This is a genomic window from Salipiger sp. 1_MG-2023 (assembly GCF_030547555.1).
Classification (GTDB): Bacteria; Pseudomonadota; Alphaproteobacteria; order Rhodobacterales; family Rhodobacteraceae; genus Salipiger.
In genome coordinates this window covers 26,804-43,907 of the sequence record NZ_JAUOQN010000007.1, presented here as the reverse complement: position 1 = coordinate 43,907, position 17,104 = coordinate 26,804, and the positions used below count along the sequence as shown (strand labels likewise).

Genomic DNA, 17,104 nt, shown 5'->3' with positions numbered 1-17,104 from the left:
CTGTTTTCCCCGCCACAACAGCGCGCTTACATCCGGAACACGCCAAAGCGCGTCTCTTCGATGGGCGCGTTCAGCGCGGCGCGCAGCGAAAGCGCCAGCACCTCGCGCGATTTGCGCGGATCAATGATGCCGTCGTCCCACAGCCGCGCCGTGGCATATAATGGGTGCGACTGGCGCTCGAACATCTCGACCGTCGGGCGCTTGAAGTCGGCCTCTTCCTCGGGCGACCATGTGCCGCCCGCGCGCTCGATCGCATCGCGCTTGACCGTGGCCAGAACCCCGGCGGCCTGCGCCCCGCCCATCACCGAAATGCGGCTGTTCGGCCATGTCCACAGGAACCGTGGCTGATAGGCCCGCCCTGCCATGCCGTAATTGCCCGCCCCAAAAGAACCGCCGACCAGCATGGTGATCTTGGGCACGTTGGTTGTTGCCACCGCCGTCACCATCTTGGCACCGTGGCGCGCGATGCCCTCGTTTTCGTATTTGCGCCCGACCATGAAGCCGGTGATGTTCTGCAGGAACACCAGCGGGATATTGCGCTGCGAGCACAGCTCGATGAAATGCGCGCCCTTTTGCGCGGCTTCGGAAAACAGCACGCCGTTGTTGGCGACGATGCCGACCGGCATCCCCATCACCTGCGCAAAGCCGGTCACCAGCGTGTCGCCATAGCGCGGCTTGAACTCATCGAAATACGAGCCATCCACCAGCCGCGCGATCACCTCGCGGATGTCATAAGGCGTGCGCAGATCGCCCGGCACCACGCCAAGGATCTCTTCGGGATCATAGGCCGGTGCTTCCCCGGCCAGCCCCAAGGCGCCCGGCAGGTTCAGCGAACCGACCGCCCGGCGCGCTAGCGCCAGCGCATGGGCATCGTCTTCGGCAAGGTAATCGGCGACCCCGGACAGCCGGGTATGGACATCGCCGCCGCCCAGATCCTCGGACGAGACCACCTCGCCGGTGGCCGCCTTGACCAGCGGTGGCCCGGCCAGAAAGATCGTGCCCTGCTCGCGCACGATGATGGTCACATCCGACATCGCGGGCACATAGGCGCCCCCCGCCGTGCACGAGCCCATGACCACGGCGATCTGCGCAATGCCCTTGGCAGACATCCGCGCCTGGTTGTAGAAGATGCGGCCAAAATGGTCGCGGTCGGGAAAGACCTCGTCCTGATTGGGCAGGTTGGCACCGCCGCTGTCGACCAGATAGACACAGGGCAGCCGGTTTTCCTCGGCGATCTCCTGCGCGCGCAGGTGCTTCTTGACCGACATCGGATAATAGGTGCCGCCCTTCACCGTGGCGTCGTTGCACAGCACCATGACCTGCCGTCCCGCCACCAGCCCGATGCCCGCAACCACGCCCGCCGCCGGGGCCGCGCCGTCATACATGCCATGCGCCGCCATCGCGCCGATTTCCAGAAACGGCGCGCCGGGATCAAGCAGGTTGGCGACCCGTTCGCGCGGCAACATCTTGCCGCGCGCCACATGCCGCTCGCGCGCCTTGGCGCCGCCGCCCTCTGCCGCCAGCGTGGCGGCATCGCGGATCGCGGCCAGCGCCTCGAGATGGGCGGCGCGGTTCTGCACAAAGGCTTCGGACGTCGGAAGCGCCTGGGATTGCAGTTTCATGAGGTCTCCTCCAGACGGGTGAACATCTGCTCTGTTGGCGCATTGCCAGCGCGCGGGCTCACGGCGCGCCCTCTGCTGCGGCGCGTGCCCTGAGATCCTTGCGGATCACCTTGCCGGTCACGGTCATCGGCAGCCCCTCGACAAAGGCGATTTCCCGTGGGTATGAATAGCTTGACAGCCGATCCTTGACGTAGTGCTGCAAGTCTGCGGCGCTGGCCTGCGCGCCGGGTTTGAGCACCACATAGGCTTTGACGATTTCGGTGCGCAGCGCGTCGGGCTTGCCCACCACGCCAACCGTCGCAACGGCGGGATGAGACAGCAGGCAATCCTCGATCTCGGCGGGGCCGATGCGGTAGCCCGCCGAGGTGATCACATCATCTTCGCGCCCGACAAAGCGCAGATAGCCGTCTTCCCATCGCCCACGATCCCCGGTCACCAGCCAGTCACCGCGAAACTTGCGCGCGGTTTCCTGCGGATTGTTCCAGTATTCCAACATCATGGAGCCTGCACCTCTGGCGATCGCTATGTCGCCTTCGCCCAGAGTTTCTGCGCCGTCAGCATCGATCACGCCGATGCGAAACCCCGGCGCGGGCTTGCCGATGCAGCCCGGACGCGGTGTGAAAAGCGCCCCGCAAGAGCTTGCAACCATGTTACATTCGGACTGACCGTAGAATTCGTTGATCGACACACCAAAGGCATTGCGCCCCCAGTCCAGCATCTCGGCCCCAAGCGGCTCGCCGCCGCTGGCGACAGAGCGCAGGCCGGGAATGCCGGTGTTCGCGGCTTTCAGCATCCGCAGCGCGGTCGGTGGCAAGAACACGTTGCGGACAAGGCCGTCGCGGCAAATCCTGAGACAGTCGTCGATCTCGAACCGCGCCATGCGCGCCGCCACCACCGGAACCCCAAGATACAGCCCCGGCATCAGCACATCGAACAGCCCGCCGATCCATGCCCAATCCGCCGGGGTCCACAGGATGTCATCATCCTGCCCGAGCAGATCATGGCTCATCTCGACGCCGGGCAGATGGCCCGCCAGAACTCCGTGCCCGTGCAGCGCGCCCTTTGGCGCACCGGTGGTGCCAGAGGTGTAGATGATGATCGCCGGATCGCCGGGCGAGGTCTGGGCAGCGGGCCATGCGCCCGGCTCCGGCAGCGCCCCAGCCGTCAACACCGGCAGCGCAAATGGCGCCAGCATCGCCGCGCCCTCATCGTCGCTGACCGCGACGCGCGCACCGCTGTAGGCCAGCCGCGATGCAAGAGCATCGCGGCGGAACAGCTTGAACAGCGGCACCGATATCGCGCCCATGCGCCATGCCGCGATATGGGCCGCGGCGCAAAGCGGGCTTTGCGAGAGCAGCACAGCCACCCGGTCGCCGCGCGCAACGCCCTGCGCCCGCAGCCACGTCTCGACCTGCCGCGACAGCCGTTGCAAGGCCCCATAGCTGACCGGAATCGGCTCCGGCCCGCGCAGATCAATAATCGCCGTGCGCGAGGGCACCACCGCTGCCCAGCTGTCGCAGACCTCGTCGGCAAGATTCACCTGCGCGCGCACCGGCCACGCGAACCTGTCGCGCAGGGTTTCGTAATCGGCATTGTGGCACAGCATTGCCCGCGCCCGGCACTCACCCATTGGCCTCATCATGATGAACCCACTGCAATTTCAGACAGATACATGGCTCAGCTCACAGCCGACATCAGCTCGCGCCCGACCAGCATCCGGCGGATTTCCGACGTGCCCGCGCCGATCTCCATCAGCTTGGCATCGCGGAACAGCCGCGCCACCGGCGCATCCGCCAGAAACCCCGCGCCGCCCATCGCCTGCACCGCCTGATGCGCCTGCACCATCGCCTGTTCGCTGGCATACAGACAGCAGGCCGCCGCGTCCTGCCGCGTCACATCGCCCCGGTCACACGCCTTGGCGACCTCGTAAACATAGGCGCGGGCAGAATTCATCGCGGTATACATGTCGGCGATCTTGCCTTGCATCAGCTGAAACGAGCCGATGGGCTTGCCGAATTGCTGGCGCTCGGCAAGATAGGGCATCACCTCGTCAAGACAGGCCGCCATGATCCCGGTGCCGATCCCCGCCAGCACCACCCGTTCGTAATCGAGCCCCGACATCAGCACGCGCACGCCGCGGCCTTCCTCGCCAAGGATATTGTCGAACGGCACTTCTACATTGTCGAAAATCAGCTCGGCGGTGTTGGACCCGCGCATCCCCAGCTTGTCGAAATGCGGGCTTGTCGAAAAGCCGGTCATCGACTTTTCGATCAGAAAGGCGGTGATGCCCTTGGATCCGGCTTCGGGGTCGGTCTTGGCATAGACCACCAGCGTGTCGGCGTCCGGGCCATTGGTGATCCAGTATTTAGAGCCGTTCAGCACGAAGCGGTCGTTTTTCTTTTCCGCCCGCAGCTTCATGCCGACCACGTCAGAGCCGGCCGAAGCCTCGGACATCGCCAGCGCCCCGACATGGGCGCCGGAAATCAACCCCGGCAGGTATTTCTGCCGCTGCGCATCGCTGCCGTTCAGCTTGATCTGGTTGACGCACAGGTTGCTATGCGCCCCGTAGCTCAGCGAGACCGAGGCCGAGGCCCGCGCGATTTCCTCGACCGCGATGACATGGGCCAGATAGCCCATCCCCGCGCCGCCGTATTCCTCGGGCACCGTGATGCCCAGCAGCCCAAGCTCTCCCATCTCGGGCCAAAGCTCATTTGGAAAGGCGTTGCTTGCGTCAACCTGCGCCGCAAGCGGCTTTACCCGGTCCTGCGCCCAGCGGTGGACCATGTCGCGCAGCGCGTTCACGTCCTCTCCAAGATCAAAGCTCATGCCTGCGCTGAACATATCCCGCCCTCCTCCTGACGATTTATTTGAACGCTTGTTCATATCTTGGCGTGCGATGGGTGATCCGTCAAGCGAAAGGAACATCGGGCGAGCCCGGCGCGTTAGGTGCACAACAAGGAAAGGACACCCCATGACCAAGGATCTGAAAGACGAATTCTGGAGCCAGCTCAAAGATGTGCGTGCCGGCCTTCTGACCGCTGACGGCGAGCGCCCGGTGCCGATGTCGCCGCAGGGCGATGCCGAGGGCAAGGCGATCTGGTTCATCACCGCGCGCGGTAGCGCCGCTGACCGGGGCGCGAGATCCGGCGGCGAGGCGACGTTCTACATCGCCGATTCGAAGGCGCATCTTTATGCCAACGTCTTCGGCACGCTCGAGGCGGTGAACGACAGCGAAAAACTTGACGAGCTGTGGAATGCCTTTGCCGCCGCGTGGTTCGAGAATGGCCGCGAAGATGCCGCCGTGCAGCTGGTCAAATTCACTCCGCGCGAGGCCGAAGTCTGGTCTGGCGATGGCGGCGTCAGCTTTCTCTACGAGATTGCCAAGGCGAATTTGGCGGGTGACACGCCGGACGCGGGCGAGCATGGTCGGGTGGTGTTTTGATCTGACCTCAGGGAATCATCCGATGAAACGTATCTGCCTTGCCGCCCTGCTCTGTGTTTTTCCGTTGATGGCGCAGGCCGAGCAGGTCGGCGAGGTCGGCGTCGACTGGACGGGCAACGACATCATCATCGATGCCGTTGCCGACCCCAAGGTCGAGGGCGTGACCTGCCATGTCGCCTATTTCGATCGCGGGTTGATCGACCGGCTGTCCAAGGGCAACTGGTTCGAAGACCCGTCAAATGCGTCGATTGCCTGCCGACAGACCGGGCCGATCACCATTGGCGACATCGACCGCAGCGATGAGGGCGAAGACGTGTTCCGCACCTCGCGTTCCATCGTGTTCAAAAGCCTTCGGGTGAAGCGGATCTTTGACGAAGAAAACCAGACGCTGATCTATCTGGTGCACGCGCAGCAGGTGGCGGACGGCTCTGCCAAGCTGGCGATCTCGACGGTGCCGCTCTACGGCTCCGGCGCGGACTGAACCATCAGGCGGTCACGTCGTGGCCGTAAATCCAGTCGAACTGGCGCAGAATGCGATCCGGCGCGATGCGCCCGGCCGCCGCAAGACCCAGATGCGCCGCGCGGCGGATCAGCGGGTTGCTCAGATGATATTTCCACGCATTGCCGGTGGCTGCGGCGACGATCCGCGCGCAGCGATCCCGGCGAAGCTGCTGGTAGCGCGCCAAGGCCTGCGGCTGATCGGCGCTTGCATCAAGGCAGCGTGCAAGCGTCCAGCCATCCTCCAGTGCCATGTTTGCGCCTTGGGCGAGAAAGGGCAGCGTCGGGTGGGCCGCATCGCCCAGCAGCGCGCAACCTTCGCCAAACCAGCGCCGCGCCACCGGGTGACGAAACAGCCCCCAGAGCCCAACCTTGTCGACCCGGCTGAGCATCTGCGGAACGCTGCCGCCGAACCCCGAGAAGGCGGCGCGCAGATTGGCGGGATCATCTTCATGGGCCCAGCCTTCGGGGGTCCAGCCCTTGCGTTCCTCGGCGGCGACGATGTTGACCAGCGTGCCATTGCGCAGCGGATAACTGACCAGATGCCGCCCCGGCCCCATATGTACCGTGACCTCGGGCGGATGGCCGAAATCATTGGGGATGAGGGCGCGCCACGCCACCTGCCCGGTGAATTTTTCCGGCGCCGCGCCGTTGAGCTCGCCGCGCAGCACCGAATGCAACCCATCCGCGCCGATGACCAGATCCGCCGAGCGCCTGTCGCCAGTCGCCAACGTCACCTCTGGCACCATGCCGGGCGTAATCTGCGTGACCTTCTGATTCAGACGGATCTGAACGCCAGCCGCGCGCGCCGCGTCGGCCAGCAGTTCGACCAGATCGGCGCGGTGGGCAAAGAGATAGCCCTGCCCCTCGGGCAGCTTGCCAAGATCCAGCCGAAGCACCTCGCGCCCGGCGCGGTGATCGCGCAACACTACGGCCCGCGCCTTGCTGGCCCGCGCGCTCAGCGCCGCGCTTTGCCCAAGCGCCTCGATCACCCGCAGCCCGTTCGGGCTGATCTGAAGACCGGCCCCAACTTCGCGGATCGCCTCTGCCTGTTCCAGCACCGTCACCTCGGCGCCGCGCTGGCGCAGCGCCAGCGCCGCCGCCAATCCCCCGATGCCAGCGCCCACGACGATGATCTGCCTGCCTGCCAGTGCCATGCCTTGCTTCCCCAAGGTTCGTCTGCCCGAAACGCAGGACGCCGGGGCGTGCAACCCCGGCGTCCTACTTGCAGCCACGCTGCCGCCCGAAGGCGTCAGTCGTCGCGGTGCACTTTCTCACGCCGCTCATGGCGCTCCTGCGCCTCGAGACTCATGGTCGCGATAGGCCGCGCATCAAGCCGCTTGAGCGAAATCGGCTCGCCGGTGACTTCGCAATAGCCATATTCGCGCTCGTCGATGCGGCGCAAGGCGCTGTCGATCTTGGCGACGAGCTTGCGCTGCCGGTCCCGGGTGCGCAATTCGAGCGCCCGGTCGGTTTCCTCGCTGGCACGGTCGGTGACATCAGGAATGTTGCGGGTGGAATCCTGCAAGGCCTCGATGGTATCGCGGCTTTCGGCAAGAATATCATTCTTCCACGCAAGCAATTTGCGCCGGAAATATTCGAGCTGACGCTCATTCATGAACGGCTCGCTGTCTGCCGGACTATAATCGTCTGGAAGAAAGGTCTCGGGCTTCATTTCTGCTCCCTCTTGAAAGCCGGCCCCTTCATGGTTGACCCCTGAACGACTCCGGCACCCCTTACGTGGCTGGAATTATCCCATGGGACTCGGCTTGTCACTATACAATCCACCTAGGCGCAAGCATATCCATCGAGTGTGCGCCTCGTGCCCGGAAATTGGGCGTGAAAAATTTAACAGTTTTGAAACAAATGATTTATTGCTGTGAGAGGCGGCCTGCCCCGGCCTCACGAGACGCACCAGCTCTGCCCCGGCCCCACAATTGCGCGGGACCGGGGTGTGGTGGGCGCAGGCGTGCTAGAGCACCGCTTCCAAAGCCCGGCCAAGCCGCGCCACCGTGCCATCCACATCCGCCAGCTTGTCGAGCCCGAACAGCCCCAGCCGGAAGGTCGAGAACCCCTCGGGCTCGCCCACCTGCAACGGCACCCCGGCGGCAATCTGCGTGCCCTGCTCGGCAAAGGCCTTGCCCGACTTTATCTCAGGCCGGTCGGTATAGCTGACCACGACGCCCGGCGCGCCATAGCCTTCGGCCGCAACAGAGGCCACACCGCGCCCCGCCAGCAGCGCGCGCACCTTGTCGCCAAGCTCCCATTGCGCCGCCTTGGCTTGGTCAAAGCCCATCTGCTGCGTTTCGAACATCGCATCGCGGAACATCCGCAACCCGTCGGTGGGCATGGTGGCGTGATAGGCGTGGCCGCCCGCCTCATAGGCCGCCATGATGTCGCGCCATTTCTTCAGATCCATGGCAAAACTGTTCGAGGCGGTGGCCTCCATACGCTCCAAAGCCCGCTGCGACAGCATCACCAGCCCGGCGCAGGGCGTGGCCGACCAGCCCTTCTGCGGGGCAGAGATCAACACGTCGACGCCGGTGGCGCGCATGTCGACCCAGACACAGCCCGAGGCGATGCAGTCCAGCACCATCAGCGCGCCGACCTCATGCGCCGCCTGCGCCATTTGCGTGATGTAATCCTCAGGCAGGATGATCCCGGAGGATGTCTCGACATGCGGCGCAAAGACGATCTGCGGCGCTTCGCGGCGGATCGCCTCGCAGACCTCGGCGATCGGCGCGGGCGCAAAACCCGTGGTCGGCGCGTTGCCAATCTGGCGCGCCTTCATCACGGTGACCTCGCCGCCAAAGCCGCCCGCGTCGAAAATCTGCGACCAGCGGAAGGAGAACCAGCCGTTGCGCACCACAAGCGCCTTCGCGCCCTGCCCGAACTGGCGGGCAACGGCCTCCATGCCAAAGGTGCCACCACCGGGCACCAGCGCCACGCCATCGGCGCCATACACCTCGCGCAGCAGCCCCGAGATGTCGCGCATCACCTCCTGAAACGCGGCGGACATGTGGTTGAGAGAACGGTCCGTGAAGACCACCGAAAATTCGTCAAGCCCGGTCGGGTCGACATCGCTGCGCTGAGGCATGGTAAGCTCCTTGCATATTTGCGCCATGGCTAGACCATCGCGGGCAAAAGGCCAACGCCTCCGAACGGCTTTGTGGGACGGCGGGCGGGGCGATGCGCGCAGCGCGAGCGCCGGTCCCGTCACAACAACGGCTCACTCACAACGGCCCCGGACGGCGCTCCTCGCTCAGCATCACGTTCGCCTCGACATTGCCCACCCCCGGCAGCGTCATGATCCTCCGCCGCAGCACCCGCTCGAAATCCGGCAGATCGCGCGCCACCACCCGCAGGCGATAATCGAACGCCCCCAGCACATGGTCGACCACCTGCACCTCGGGGATCGCCCGCACCGCGCGCTCGAAATCCTCAAGGCTCACCCGCCCCTTGGTCGCCAGCTTGATGCCCAGAAACACCGTCACGCCAAAGCCCAGCTTTTCAAGGTCGAGATCCAGCCGCGCCCCGCGGAACACCCCCGCCGCCCGCAGCCGCTGGATGCGCCGCCAGCACGCCGGTTGCGACAGCCCCAGCGCCCGCCCCAGCGCGCCAGCGCTGGCGGTGGCATCCGCCGCCAAGGCCCGCACCAGCGCCCGGTCGATCTCGTCCAGCTCGACGCTCACAGCGGCACCGTTTCATCTGCTTTCACCAAACTCACATGCATCAGCGCCTCTACATCCGAGAGATGCGGCAGCACCAGCAGCCGTTCCCGGTACAGGCGCTGGTAATGCGCCAGATCGCGCGCGATCACCGCCAGCCGCAGATCGACCGTCCCAAGAAAGGTCTGAATCTCGATCACTTCCGGCACACACCGCGCCTCGGCGAGGAATTCGTCAAAGGCGCGCGGCTCGGTCTTGTCCAGCGTCACCCGCAGCATCACCTCGATGCTGTATCCCAGCACGCCCCAGTCGATCACCCCGCGCACCCCGCGCAGCACCCCGCTGTCGCGCAGACCCGCCAGCCGCCGCGCCAGCGTCGAGGGTGTCACCCCGGCGCGCTCGGCCAGTTCGGCCATAGGGGTTTCTGGGTCGGCCTGATACTGGCGCAGGATGCGCCTGTCCGTATCGTCAAGCATGGATTATCCGCATATTTGCCATCAGGCGAATGATCTTTCACCTTTCGGCGGAAACAGCAAGAAAAACGAAAGCAAAATAGCTGCAACCCCGCCTAACTTGCGGCGCATAACAAAAGACCGTCACGGAAGGACGAAGACATGCGCGTTTACTATGACCGCGATTGCGACATCAACCTGATCAAGGACAAGAAGGTTGCCATCCTCGGCTACGGCAGCCAGGGCCACGCCCACGCGCTGAACCTGCGCGATTCCGGTGCCAAGAACGTCGCCGTCGCCCTGCGCGAAGGCTCTGCCTCGGCCAAGAAGGCCGAAGGCGAAGGCCTCGCCGTCATGGGCATCGCTGAAGCCGCGGCATGGTGCGACGTGATCATGTTCACCATGCCCGACGAGCTGCAGGCCGAGACCTACAAGAAATACGTCAAGGACAACCTCAAGCCCGGCTCGGCCATCGCCTTTGCCCACGGCCTGAACATCCATTTCGGCCTGATCGAGGCGCCCGAAGGCGTCGACGTCATCATGATGGCGCCTAAGGGCCCCGGCCACACCGTGCGCGGTGAATACGTCAAGGGCGGCGGCGTGCCCTGCCTCGTGGCCGTTCATCAGGATGCCACCGGCAAGGCGCTGGAAATCGGCCTGTCCTATTGCTCGGCCATCGGCGGCGGGCGCTCGGGGATCATCGAGACCAATTTCCGCGAAGAATGCGAAACCGACCTGTTCGGTGAGCAGGCCGTGCTTTGCGGCGGCCTTGTCGAGCTGATCCGCTGCGGCTTCGAAACGCTGGTCGAGGCGGGCTACGCCCCCGAGATGGCCTATTTCGAATGCCTGCACGAAGTGAAGCTGATCGTCGATCTGATCTATGAGGGCGGCATCGCCAACATGGATTACTCGATCTCGAACACCGCCGAGTTCGGCCAGTATGTCACCGGCCCGCGCATCCTGCCCTATGAGCAGACCAAGAAAGCCATGAAGGACGTTCTCACCGACATCCAGCAGGGCAAGTTCGTGCGTGACTTCATGCTGGAAAACGCCGTTGGCCAGCCGACGCTCAAGGCGTCGCGCCGTGCCAATGACGAGCACCTCATCGAAGAAACCGGCGCCAAGCTGCGCGGCATGATGCCGTGGATCTCGGCCGGCAAGATGGTCGACAAAGCCAAGAACTGATCCGGCCCACGCCGCATCATCCGGCCCGCGCCATCCCGGCGCGGGCCTTTTTCATGCCCACTTACAGCCCCATCGAGCCCAGCACGATCACAAGGATCGTCGCCAGCACTGGGATGCAGACGGCAACCACAAAGATATCCGCATAGCTTTTCTTGTGGGTCATGCCGGTGATCGCCAGCAGGGTGATCACCGCGCCATTGTGCGGCAGCGCATCAAAGCCCCCCGAGGACAGCGCCGTCACCCGGTGCATCAGCCCCATGCTGACACCCTGCGCCTGCCCCATCTCGGCAAAGCGCTCGCCAAGCGCGTTCAGCGCGATCGACATGCCGCCAGAGGCCGATCCGGTGATCCCCGCCAGCACGTTGACCGCCACCGCCAGCGAGGCCACAGGGTTGTCGGGAAACAGCCCCAGCACCGCATCGCGGATCAGGCCGAAGGCGGGCAGCGAGGCGATCACCGCGCCGTAGCCGACCTCGGAAGCAGTATTGAACACCGGCAGAAGCGAGCCCATGGTGCCGGTATTCACCGTGTCGAGCAGATCCTTGAACCGCGCCCAGTTCAGCGCGATGGCCAGCAGGATCGACAGGGTCAGCGACACGATGATGGCCCAGATCCCCGCGACCGAAGACAGCGAGGTCGCGCCGTATTTCGGCTCGGCAAGGTAGTCGGCGCTCATCATCGGGATCACCACATAGGTGAACAGCGCGTTCAGCGTGATCACCGCGATCACCGGCGCAATCGCGACGGCGAAATTCGGCAGCACCACATCGCTTGGCAGCGTGCTGTCGGCGCCGGTTTCTTCGTGCTCGCCATAGCCCTCGCCTCGGCCCTGCGCGGCAGAGCGGCGCCGGTTCAGCCAAAACGTCCCGCCGCCCAACATGATCACCCCCGCCAGCGTGCCCAGCAGCGGCGCGGCAAAGACGTTGGTGCCGAAGAACGGGATCGGAATGGCGTTCTGAATTGCCGGGGTGCCGGGGAAGGCCGTCATAGTAAAGGTAAACGATCCCAGCGCGATGGCCGCGGGCAGCAGCCGCTTGGGCACATCGGCCCGGCGGAACAGCGCGTTGGCGATCGGATAGATCGCAAAGGCCACCACGAACAGCGATACCCCGCCAAAGGTCAGCACGCCGCAGGCCAGCACCACGGCCAGCACCGCCTGTCCGGGGCCGACCCATGCCACGATGCGCTCGGCGATGGTGCGCGCCGCGCCGCCATCGGCCATGACCTTGCCAAAGATCGCGCCAAGCAGGAACAGTGGGAAATAGGTGATCACATAGCCGCCAAGGCTTTGCATGAACACCTGCGTATAGGTCGCCAGCACCGGCAAACCGCCCGACATCAGCACCGCAAGACAGGCCAGCAAGGGCGCAAGGATCAGCACGTTGATCCCCCTGTATGCAAGATACATCAACAATCCCAGTGACAGGATGATCCCGATCAGTCCCATGGACAGTGCTCCTCATGATCACGGTTTAACGACAAGGGTAAGTCTCCTCAGGGTTGTGGCCCACAGGCAAGGCTAGGCCAACCCGGCGCAGCGCACAGGGCCTTCACGGATCTGTCATCGGGTCAGCGGAACACCAGCCCCCACAGGATCGGCAGCAGGATCGCCGTCGCCAGCGCGTTCAGCCCCATGGCAAGGCCGGAAAACGCCCCCGCTGTCTCGTTGACCTGCAAAGCGCGGGCGGTGCCGATGCCGTGGCTGGCGGTGCCCATGGCAAGGCCGCGCGCCGTCCATGGCCGCACCCGGCAGGCGTTGAGCACCATGGTGCCGAACATCGCCCCGATGATGCCGGTCAGGATCACCAGAACCGCCGTCACCGATGGCAGCCCGCCGATCTCCTCGGCGATGGCCATGGCCACCGGCGCCGTCACCGATTTGGGCGCGATGGTCGCCATGATCTCGGGCGTGGCGCCCAGCAGCCACGCCATGGCGACCGATGTGGCGATGGCCGTCAGCGAGCCGCAAAGCAGGCTGATGGCGATGGCCACGCCCGAGCGTTTCACCACATGCCATTGCCGGTACAGCGGAATCGCCAGCGCCACCGTGGCGGGGCCAAGCAGGAAATGCACGAACTGCGCGCCTTCGAAATAGCTGGCATAGCTGGTGCCGGTGGCGGACAGCACGATGACGATGATCACCACCGCCACCATCACCGGGTTCAGCAACGGGTTGCGCCCGCCCTTTTCGAACAGCCACGCAGCGGCCTGAAACGCCACAAGGGTCAGCGTCAGGTGGAACAGCGGCGATGCGCTGAGATAGATCCACGTCTCTGACAGGTTCTGCAAGCTACCCATCCGAGCGCTCCGCGCCAAGCCATGCCATCAGCACCCCGGTCACCGCGATGGTCGCCAGCGTGCTGACCAGCAGCCCCGCGCCCAAGGGCAAGGCCGCCTCTCCAAGCAAGTGGAAATGCAGCATCACCCCGGTGCCCGCCGGTACGAACAGCAGCGACATCGTGCCCAGCAGCCCGGCCGTGACGCGCCCCAGGTCTTCGGGCACATGGCCCCGGATCAACAGGAAGACGAACATCAGCACCATGCCGACCACCGGTCCGGGGATCGGCAGCGCCAAGGCACCGACCAGCAGTTCTCCGAGAAGCTGGCAGGCAAAGATCAGGGTAAGATAGCTCAGCAAGGATAGGCTCCGTCGCAAGGAGGCATGGTGGAATTAAGACTGGCGCCAGCGCACAGCGCAAGAGCATGGCAGCGCAAAGGCGACATGTGCCGCGTGAATGCCCGCTCAGGCGTCATGCGCCGCCTTATCCGGGGCTGGCGCAGATATGGCCTCGAGCAGTCGGGCCGACGATCCGCGCCGCGCGCAAGATCGCACTGCTCTCAGCCCCCGGAGCGCGCCGCAAAGCACGGGCCGGGGCGTCGGGATCACTCCCAGCAGCTGACCTTGACCGTCATCGCGGTGGCGGTCGCTGTCAGGTCTTCGGGGGCCAGTGCGCCGCCGCCCCGCGCGGCAAGGCCTTGCACCCCGGCGCTTGACAGGAACGCCCGCAAGGCTTCGGCATCGGCGGCAAAGCCAACCTCGGCTGGCAGCTGCGCAGCGCCCGTCGCCTTGGGCAGCAACATGCCCAGCACCGCCCCGCTCATGTCCAGCACCGGCCCGCCGCTGTCGCCGTCCCGCGTAGCAACGGCAAGGCGTTCGACACTCTCTTCGCCATTGAGGCCGCGCATGTCCTCGATGGTGCCCCATGTCAGGGTCGGCGCGCTCAGCACGCCGCCAAAGGAATACCCCGCCACGGAGATTTCCGATTTCAGCCGCGGCACCTCGCCGCCAAATGCGGCCACGCCGCGCGGCGCCAGCGCCACCGCCGGTTGCAGCAGCGCCACGCCAAGCGCCGCGTCGCTTGCCGCAACAGTGGCCTCATATGCGCCGTCCAGCGTCACCCGCCCGCAGCCTGCCACCGCCTCGGCGGCGGTCACAACAGCCCCGCCGGGGCTGACGAAAAAGCCCGACACGCTTTGGCGCGGCTGGCGAACCTGAAGCCCGGACACAAGATCAACCGCCTGACCATCCACGCTCACCGCCGCCGGGTCGAGCACCCCGTCCAAGGTGGCGAAAGACGCCTTCATCAGCGCCATGACCCGGCTTTGCCGCTCTGCGTCACCGGCGGGCCAGATCAGCGTCCAGCCTTTGATCTGCCCCCCCTGCAGCGTCACCTCGGTGTGACTGGTGAGGCGCGCATTGGCCCCGGTCAGCACGAATCCGTCGCGGTTGCGCGTCCGTGCGCCCTCGGGCGGCACGATTTCCAGCGTCTGCATGATCTCGTACAGGCCATTGAGGGTCTGGCGGTCGCCGGGCTGGCTGATCAGCAGCACGCGGGCTGCCAGATCGCCGCTGGGCTCGTAAATGGCAAAGGGCGCCTCGTAGCGATCAAAGGCAACCGCGCCGGTCGGCATCTCGATGGAAATGCCGGCGCGGCTGTCGTTGACCTGCGCCATGTCCAGCCCGTCAAGCACGGCGTTGTACTGGCCCAGCAGATCGGCGCGCTGCAACGTGGTCAGCACGCCGGTGACGTCATAGCCCTGACGCGCCTGCCAGTCGGCCATGGCGCGGCGGGTACCGGCGCCAAACGCGCCGTCGATGCCCGCAGTATAGACGCCCGCCCATTTCAACGCGACCTGAAGCATCTCGCGCTGGCCATGCGTCAGTCGGGCCTCGCTGGCACGGGCCTCGCGCGGGGATTCATCGATTTGCGGCTGGGGCTGCGGGACAGGCACCACCTGCGGCGCGGGGGCCGGATCTGGCACGTTCAGCACCCCTCCCACCGGGAAGAACCGGTCGCGGTATTCGCTGCTGGCGGCAAGATAGGCGTCGCTCGGGATCCGCCCGCTGCCGCGCAGCTGGCGCAGCATCGCATTGGCCGCATCGGGCGCATAGGGTCCGAGCGCAATGCCATACCAGCCACCGCCCAGCGTGAATCCGTTCACATCGTTGAGCGCGGCGGCATAGCCGCGCACCGCATCCTCGGCCTCGCGCAGGCTCGGCTGGGCCTCGATCTGGATATAGACCGTCTCCTGCGCATCTGCCCTGTCCGCGATCAGCAGGGCCGCCGCGCTTGCCATAAGAAAGGTCCGAAACATACCCGTATAGCCCCAAGTCGTCATGTCGTGTTGCGTTTCACGGCGTTGTAACAGACCCCGGCGCACCGTCACCTGCAATTCTGCGCGAGAGTGGCAAGCTGTGGCAGCAGCGCCAGCCCCTCGTGCATTGACCCTCCGCGCCGCTGCGCATAATGCAGGATGCGACAGACAGCAGGGGCACAGCATGACCGGCATCCAGGACAAACCGCGCAGTTTCCAGGAGATCATCCTGCGGCTTCAGACCTATTGGGCCACCAAGGGCTGCGCCGTGTTGCAACCCTATGACATGGAGGTCGGCGCGGGCACCTTTCATCCCGCCACCACCCTGCGCGCGCTGGGTTCGAAACCCTGGGCGGCGGCCTATGTGCAGCCCTCGCGCCGCCCGACCGACGGACGCTATGGCGAAAACCCCAACCGGCTTCAGCATTATTACCAGTTTCAGGTGCTGATCAAACCGTCGCCGCCCGATCTTCAGGATCTCTACCTTGGCTCGCTTCAGGCCATCGGCATCGACATGGCGCTGCACGATGTGCGCTTTGTCGAAGACGACTGGGAAAGCCCGACGCTGGGCGCATGGGGGCTTGGCTGGGAGGTCTGGTGCGACGGCATGGAAGTGTCGCAGTTCACCTATTTCCAGCAGGTTGGCGGGCATGACTGCACCCCGGTTTCGGGCGAGCTGACCTATGGCCTCGAACGGCTGGCGATGTATGTTCTGGGCATCGATCACGTGATGGACATGCCCTTCAACGATCCGGCCTCGCCGATCCCGCTGAAATACGGCGATGTCTTCCGCCAGACCGAAGAAGAATATTCGCGCTGGAATTTCGACGTGGCCGACACCGCGACGCTGCTTCAGCATTTCGAGGACGCCGAAGCCGAATGCCAGCGCATCCTTGATCGGCCCGCCGAAGATCCCAAGACCGGCAAGCGCATCGTCATGGCCCACCCGGCCTATGACCAGTGCATCAAGGCCAGCCACCTGTTCAACCTGCTCGACGCGCGCGGGGTGATCTCGGTCACCGAGCGGCAGGCCTATATCGGCCGCGTGCGGGCGCTGGCGAAGAAATGCGCCGATGCCTTCGTGCTGACCGAGGCCGGGGGATACACCCCCGAGCTGACCGAGGCATGAGCGGCAAGATCCTTGCCATTGCCATTGTCGCCACCGCGCTGATCTTTGGCGCGGCGGTGTATTACTTTCAGGTGTTCTACTATTACGAAACGGTCAGTGACGACGCGGGCGAGGTGTTCCTGACGCCGCGCGATGGCGGAGCGCCGCAGCACATCGTCTACAATGACTTCGAAGGCATCGACGCAAGCTCCTCGCCGATCCGCTTTCGCGGCTGTTTCCACACCCCCGAAACGCTGCAATCGCTCGATTCGCGGTTCGAGCGCTATACCGCCGCGCAACCGCGCAATGCGCCGTTCTGGTTCGGCTGCTTTGACGCCGAGGCCATTGGCCTGTTGATCGAAACCGGCGAGGCGCATGTCTATGCGGCGCAGCGCAACGTTGAATACGGCATCGACCGGGTGATCGCCGTAGCCAGCGACGGGCGCGGCTGGATCTGGGAAGAGATCAACGATTGCGGCGACAAGGCCTATGACGGCACGCCGCTGGGCGAGGATTGCCCCGCCCGCGACTGA

Annotated in this window: 17 protein-coding genes; 5 read left to right on the top strand and 12 right to left on the bottom strand. The window is 65.1% G+C overall.

Annotated features, from left to right (window positions below; translation table 11 throughout):
* Positions 1-26 precede the first annotated feature (26 nt).
* The 3 genes from Q4543_RS05420 to Q4543_RS05410 are packed head-to-tail and all read right to left on the bottom strand — an operon-like array spanning position 27 to position 4,463.
* Positions 27-1,622 (bottom strand): carboxyl transferase domain-containing protein, encoded by a 1,596-nt coding sequence (locus Q4543_RS05420; RefSeq protein ID WP_303436763.1) that lies wholly within the window; start codon positions 1,620-1,622, stop codon positions 27-29.
* Between the two features lie 58 nt (positions 1,623-1,680).
* Entirely contained in the window at positions 1,681-3,252 is a 1,572-nt protein-coding gene (locus Q4543_RS05415; protein WP_303436761.1) for an AMP-binding protein, read from the bottom strand.
* Positions 3,253-3,299: 47 nt separating this feature from the next.
* Positions 3,300-4,463, bottom strand: coding sequence for an isovaleryl-CoA dehydrogenase (locus Q4543_RS05410; protein WP_303436759.1), 1,164 nt, complete (start codon positions 4,461-4,463; stop codon positions 3,300-3,302).
* 130 nt (positions 4,464-4,593) lie between these two features.
* On the opposite strand from Q4543_RS05410, the gene Q4543_RS05405 reads away from it, so the two are divergent.
* The gene (locus Q4543_RS05405) at positions 4,594-5,064 is read left to right on the top strand and encodes a pyridoxamine 5'-phosphate oxidase family protein (RefSeq protein WP_303436758.1); all 471 of its coding nucleotides are present in this window, start codon (positions 4,594-4,596) and stop codon (positions 5,062-5,064) included.
* Positions 5,065-5,086: 22 nt separating this feature from the next.
* Positions 5,087-5,545, top strand: coding sequence for a CreA family protein (locus Q4543_RS05400; protein ID WP_303436756.1), 459 nt, complete (start codon positions 5,087-5,089; stop codon positions 5,543-5,545).
* A 4-nt stretch (positions 5,546-5,549) separates the two neighbouring features.
* Here the strand turns inward: Q4543_RS05400 and Q4543_RS05395 are convergent, their stop codons facing one another.
* The 5 genes from Q4543_RS05395 to Q4543_RS05375 form a co-directional block, all read right to left on the bottom strand.
* The gene (locus Q4543_RS05395; RefSeq protein WP_303436755.1) at positions 5,550-6,719 is read right to left on the bottom strand and encodes an FAD-dependent monooxygenase; all 1,170 of its coding nucleotides are present in this window, start codon (positions 6,717-6,719) and stop codon (positions 5,550-5,552) included.
* 95 nt (positions 6,720-6,814) lie between these two features.
* On the bottom strand, positions 6,815-7,237 hold the full coding sequence (gene dksA, locus Q4543_RS05390) for an RNA polymerase-binding protein DksA (RefSeq protein WP_216003995.1): 423 nt from the start codon (positions 7,235-7,237) through the stop codon (positions 6,815-6,817).
* A 297-nt stretch (positions 7,238-7,534) separates the two neighbouring features.
* Entirely contained in the window at positions 7,535-8,659 is a 1,125-nt protein-coding gene (locus Q4543_RS05385; RefSeq protein ID WP_303436754.1) for an aminotransferase class V-fold PLP-dependent enzyme, read from the bottom strand.
* Between the two features lie 136 nt (positions 8,660-8,795).
* Positions 8,796-9,254: an Lrp/AsnC family transcriptional regulator gene (locus tag Q4543_RS05380; protein WP_303436753.1), complete on the bottom strand. Its 459-nt coding sequence runs from the start codon at positions 9,252-9,254 to the stop codon at positions 8,796-8,798.
* Positions 9,251-9,706, bottom strand: coding sequence for an Lrp/AsnC family transcriptional regulator (locus Q4543_RS05375; protein WP_303436752.1), 456 nt, complete (start codon positions 9,704-9,706; stop codon positions 9,251-9,253). The genes Q4543_RS05380 and Q4543_RS05375 overlap by 4 nt, the downstream gene beginning before the upstream one ends.
* Before the next feature lie 138 nt (positions 9,707-9,844).
* Between Q4543_RS05375 and ilvC the strand changes: the two genes are divergently transcribed.
* Positions 9,845-10,867 carry a ketol-acid reductoisomerase gene (gene ilvC / locus Q4543_RS05370; RefSeq protein ID WP_216003991.1) on the top strand — a complete coding sequence of 341 codons (1,023 nt, stop codon included), beginning with the start codon at positions 9,845-9,847 and terminating at the stop codon, positions 10,865-10,867.
* A gap of 61 nt (positions 10,868-10,928) precedes the next feature.
* Here ilvC and Q4543_RS05365 read toward each other — a convergent pair whose 3' ends face one another.
* From Q4543_RS05365 to Q4543_RS05350, 4 genes are all read right to left on the bottom strand, one after another.
* Positions 10,929-12,314, bottom strand: a complete 1,386-nt coding sequence (locus Q4543_RS05365; RefSeq protein WP_303436751.1) for a GntP family permease — start codon at positions 12,312-12,314, stop codon at positions 10,929-10,931.
* 122 nt (positions 12,315-12,436) lie between these two features.
* Entirely contained in the window at positions 12,437-13,165 is a 729-nt protein-coding gene (locus tag Q4543_RS05360) for an LrgB family protein (RefSeq protein WP_303436750.1), read from the bottom strand.
* Entirely contained in the window at positions 13,158-13,505 is a 348-nt protein-coding gene (locus Q4543_RS05355; protein ID WP_303436749.1) for a CidA/LrgA family protein, read from the bottom strand. Before Q4543_RS05355 ends, Q4543_RS05360 begins: the two co-directional genes overlap by 8 nt.
* 245 nt (positions 13,506-13,750) lie before the next feature.
* Positions 13,751-15,445 (bottom strand): trypsin-like peptidase domain-containing protein, encoded by a 1,695-nt coding sequence (locus Q4543_RS05350; protein ID WP_303436748.1) that lies wholly within the window; start codon positions 15,443-15,445, stop codon positions 13,751-13,753.
* A gap of 202 nt (positions 15,446-15,647) precedes the next feature.
* Between Q4543_RS05350 and Q4543_RS05345 the strand changes: the two genes are divergently transcribed.
* Both Q4543_RS05345 and Q4543_RS05340 read left to right on the top strand, forming a co-directional pair.
* On the top strand, positions 15,648-16,592 hold the full coding sequence (locus Q4543_RS05345; RefSeq protein WP_303436747.1) for a glycine--tRNA ligase subunit alpha: 945 nt from the start codon (positions 15,648-15,650) through the stop codon (positions 16,590-16,592).
* The gene (locus Q4543_RS05340) at positions 16,589-17,104 is read left to right on the top strand and encodes a DUF6446 family protein (RefSeq protein WP_303436745.1); all 516 of its coding nucleotides are present in this window, start codon (positions 16,589-16,591) and stop codon (positions 17,102-17,104) included. The genes Q4543_RS05345 and Q4543_RS05340 overlap by 4 nt, the downstream gene beginning before the upstream one ends.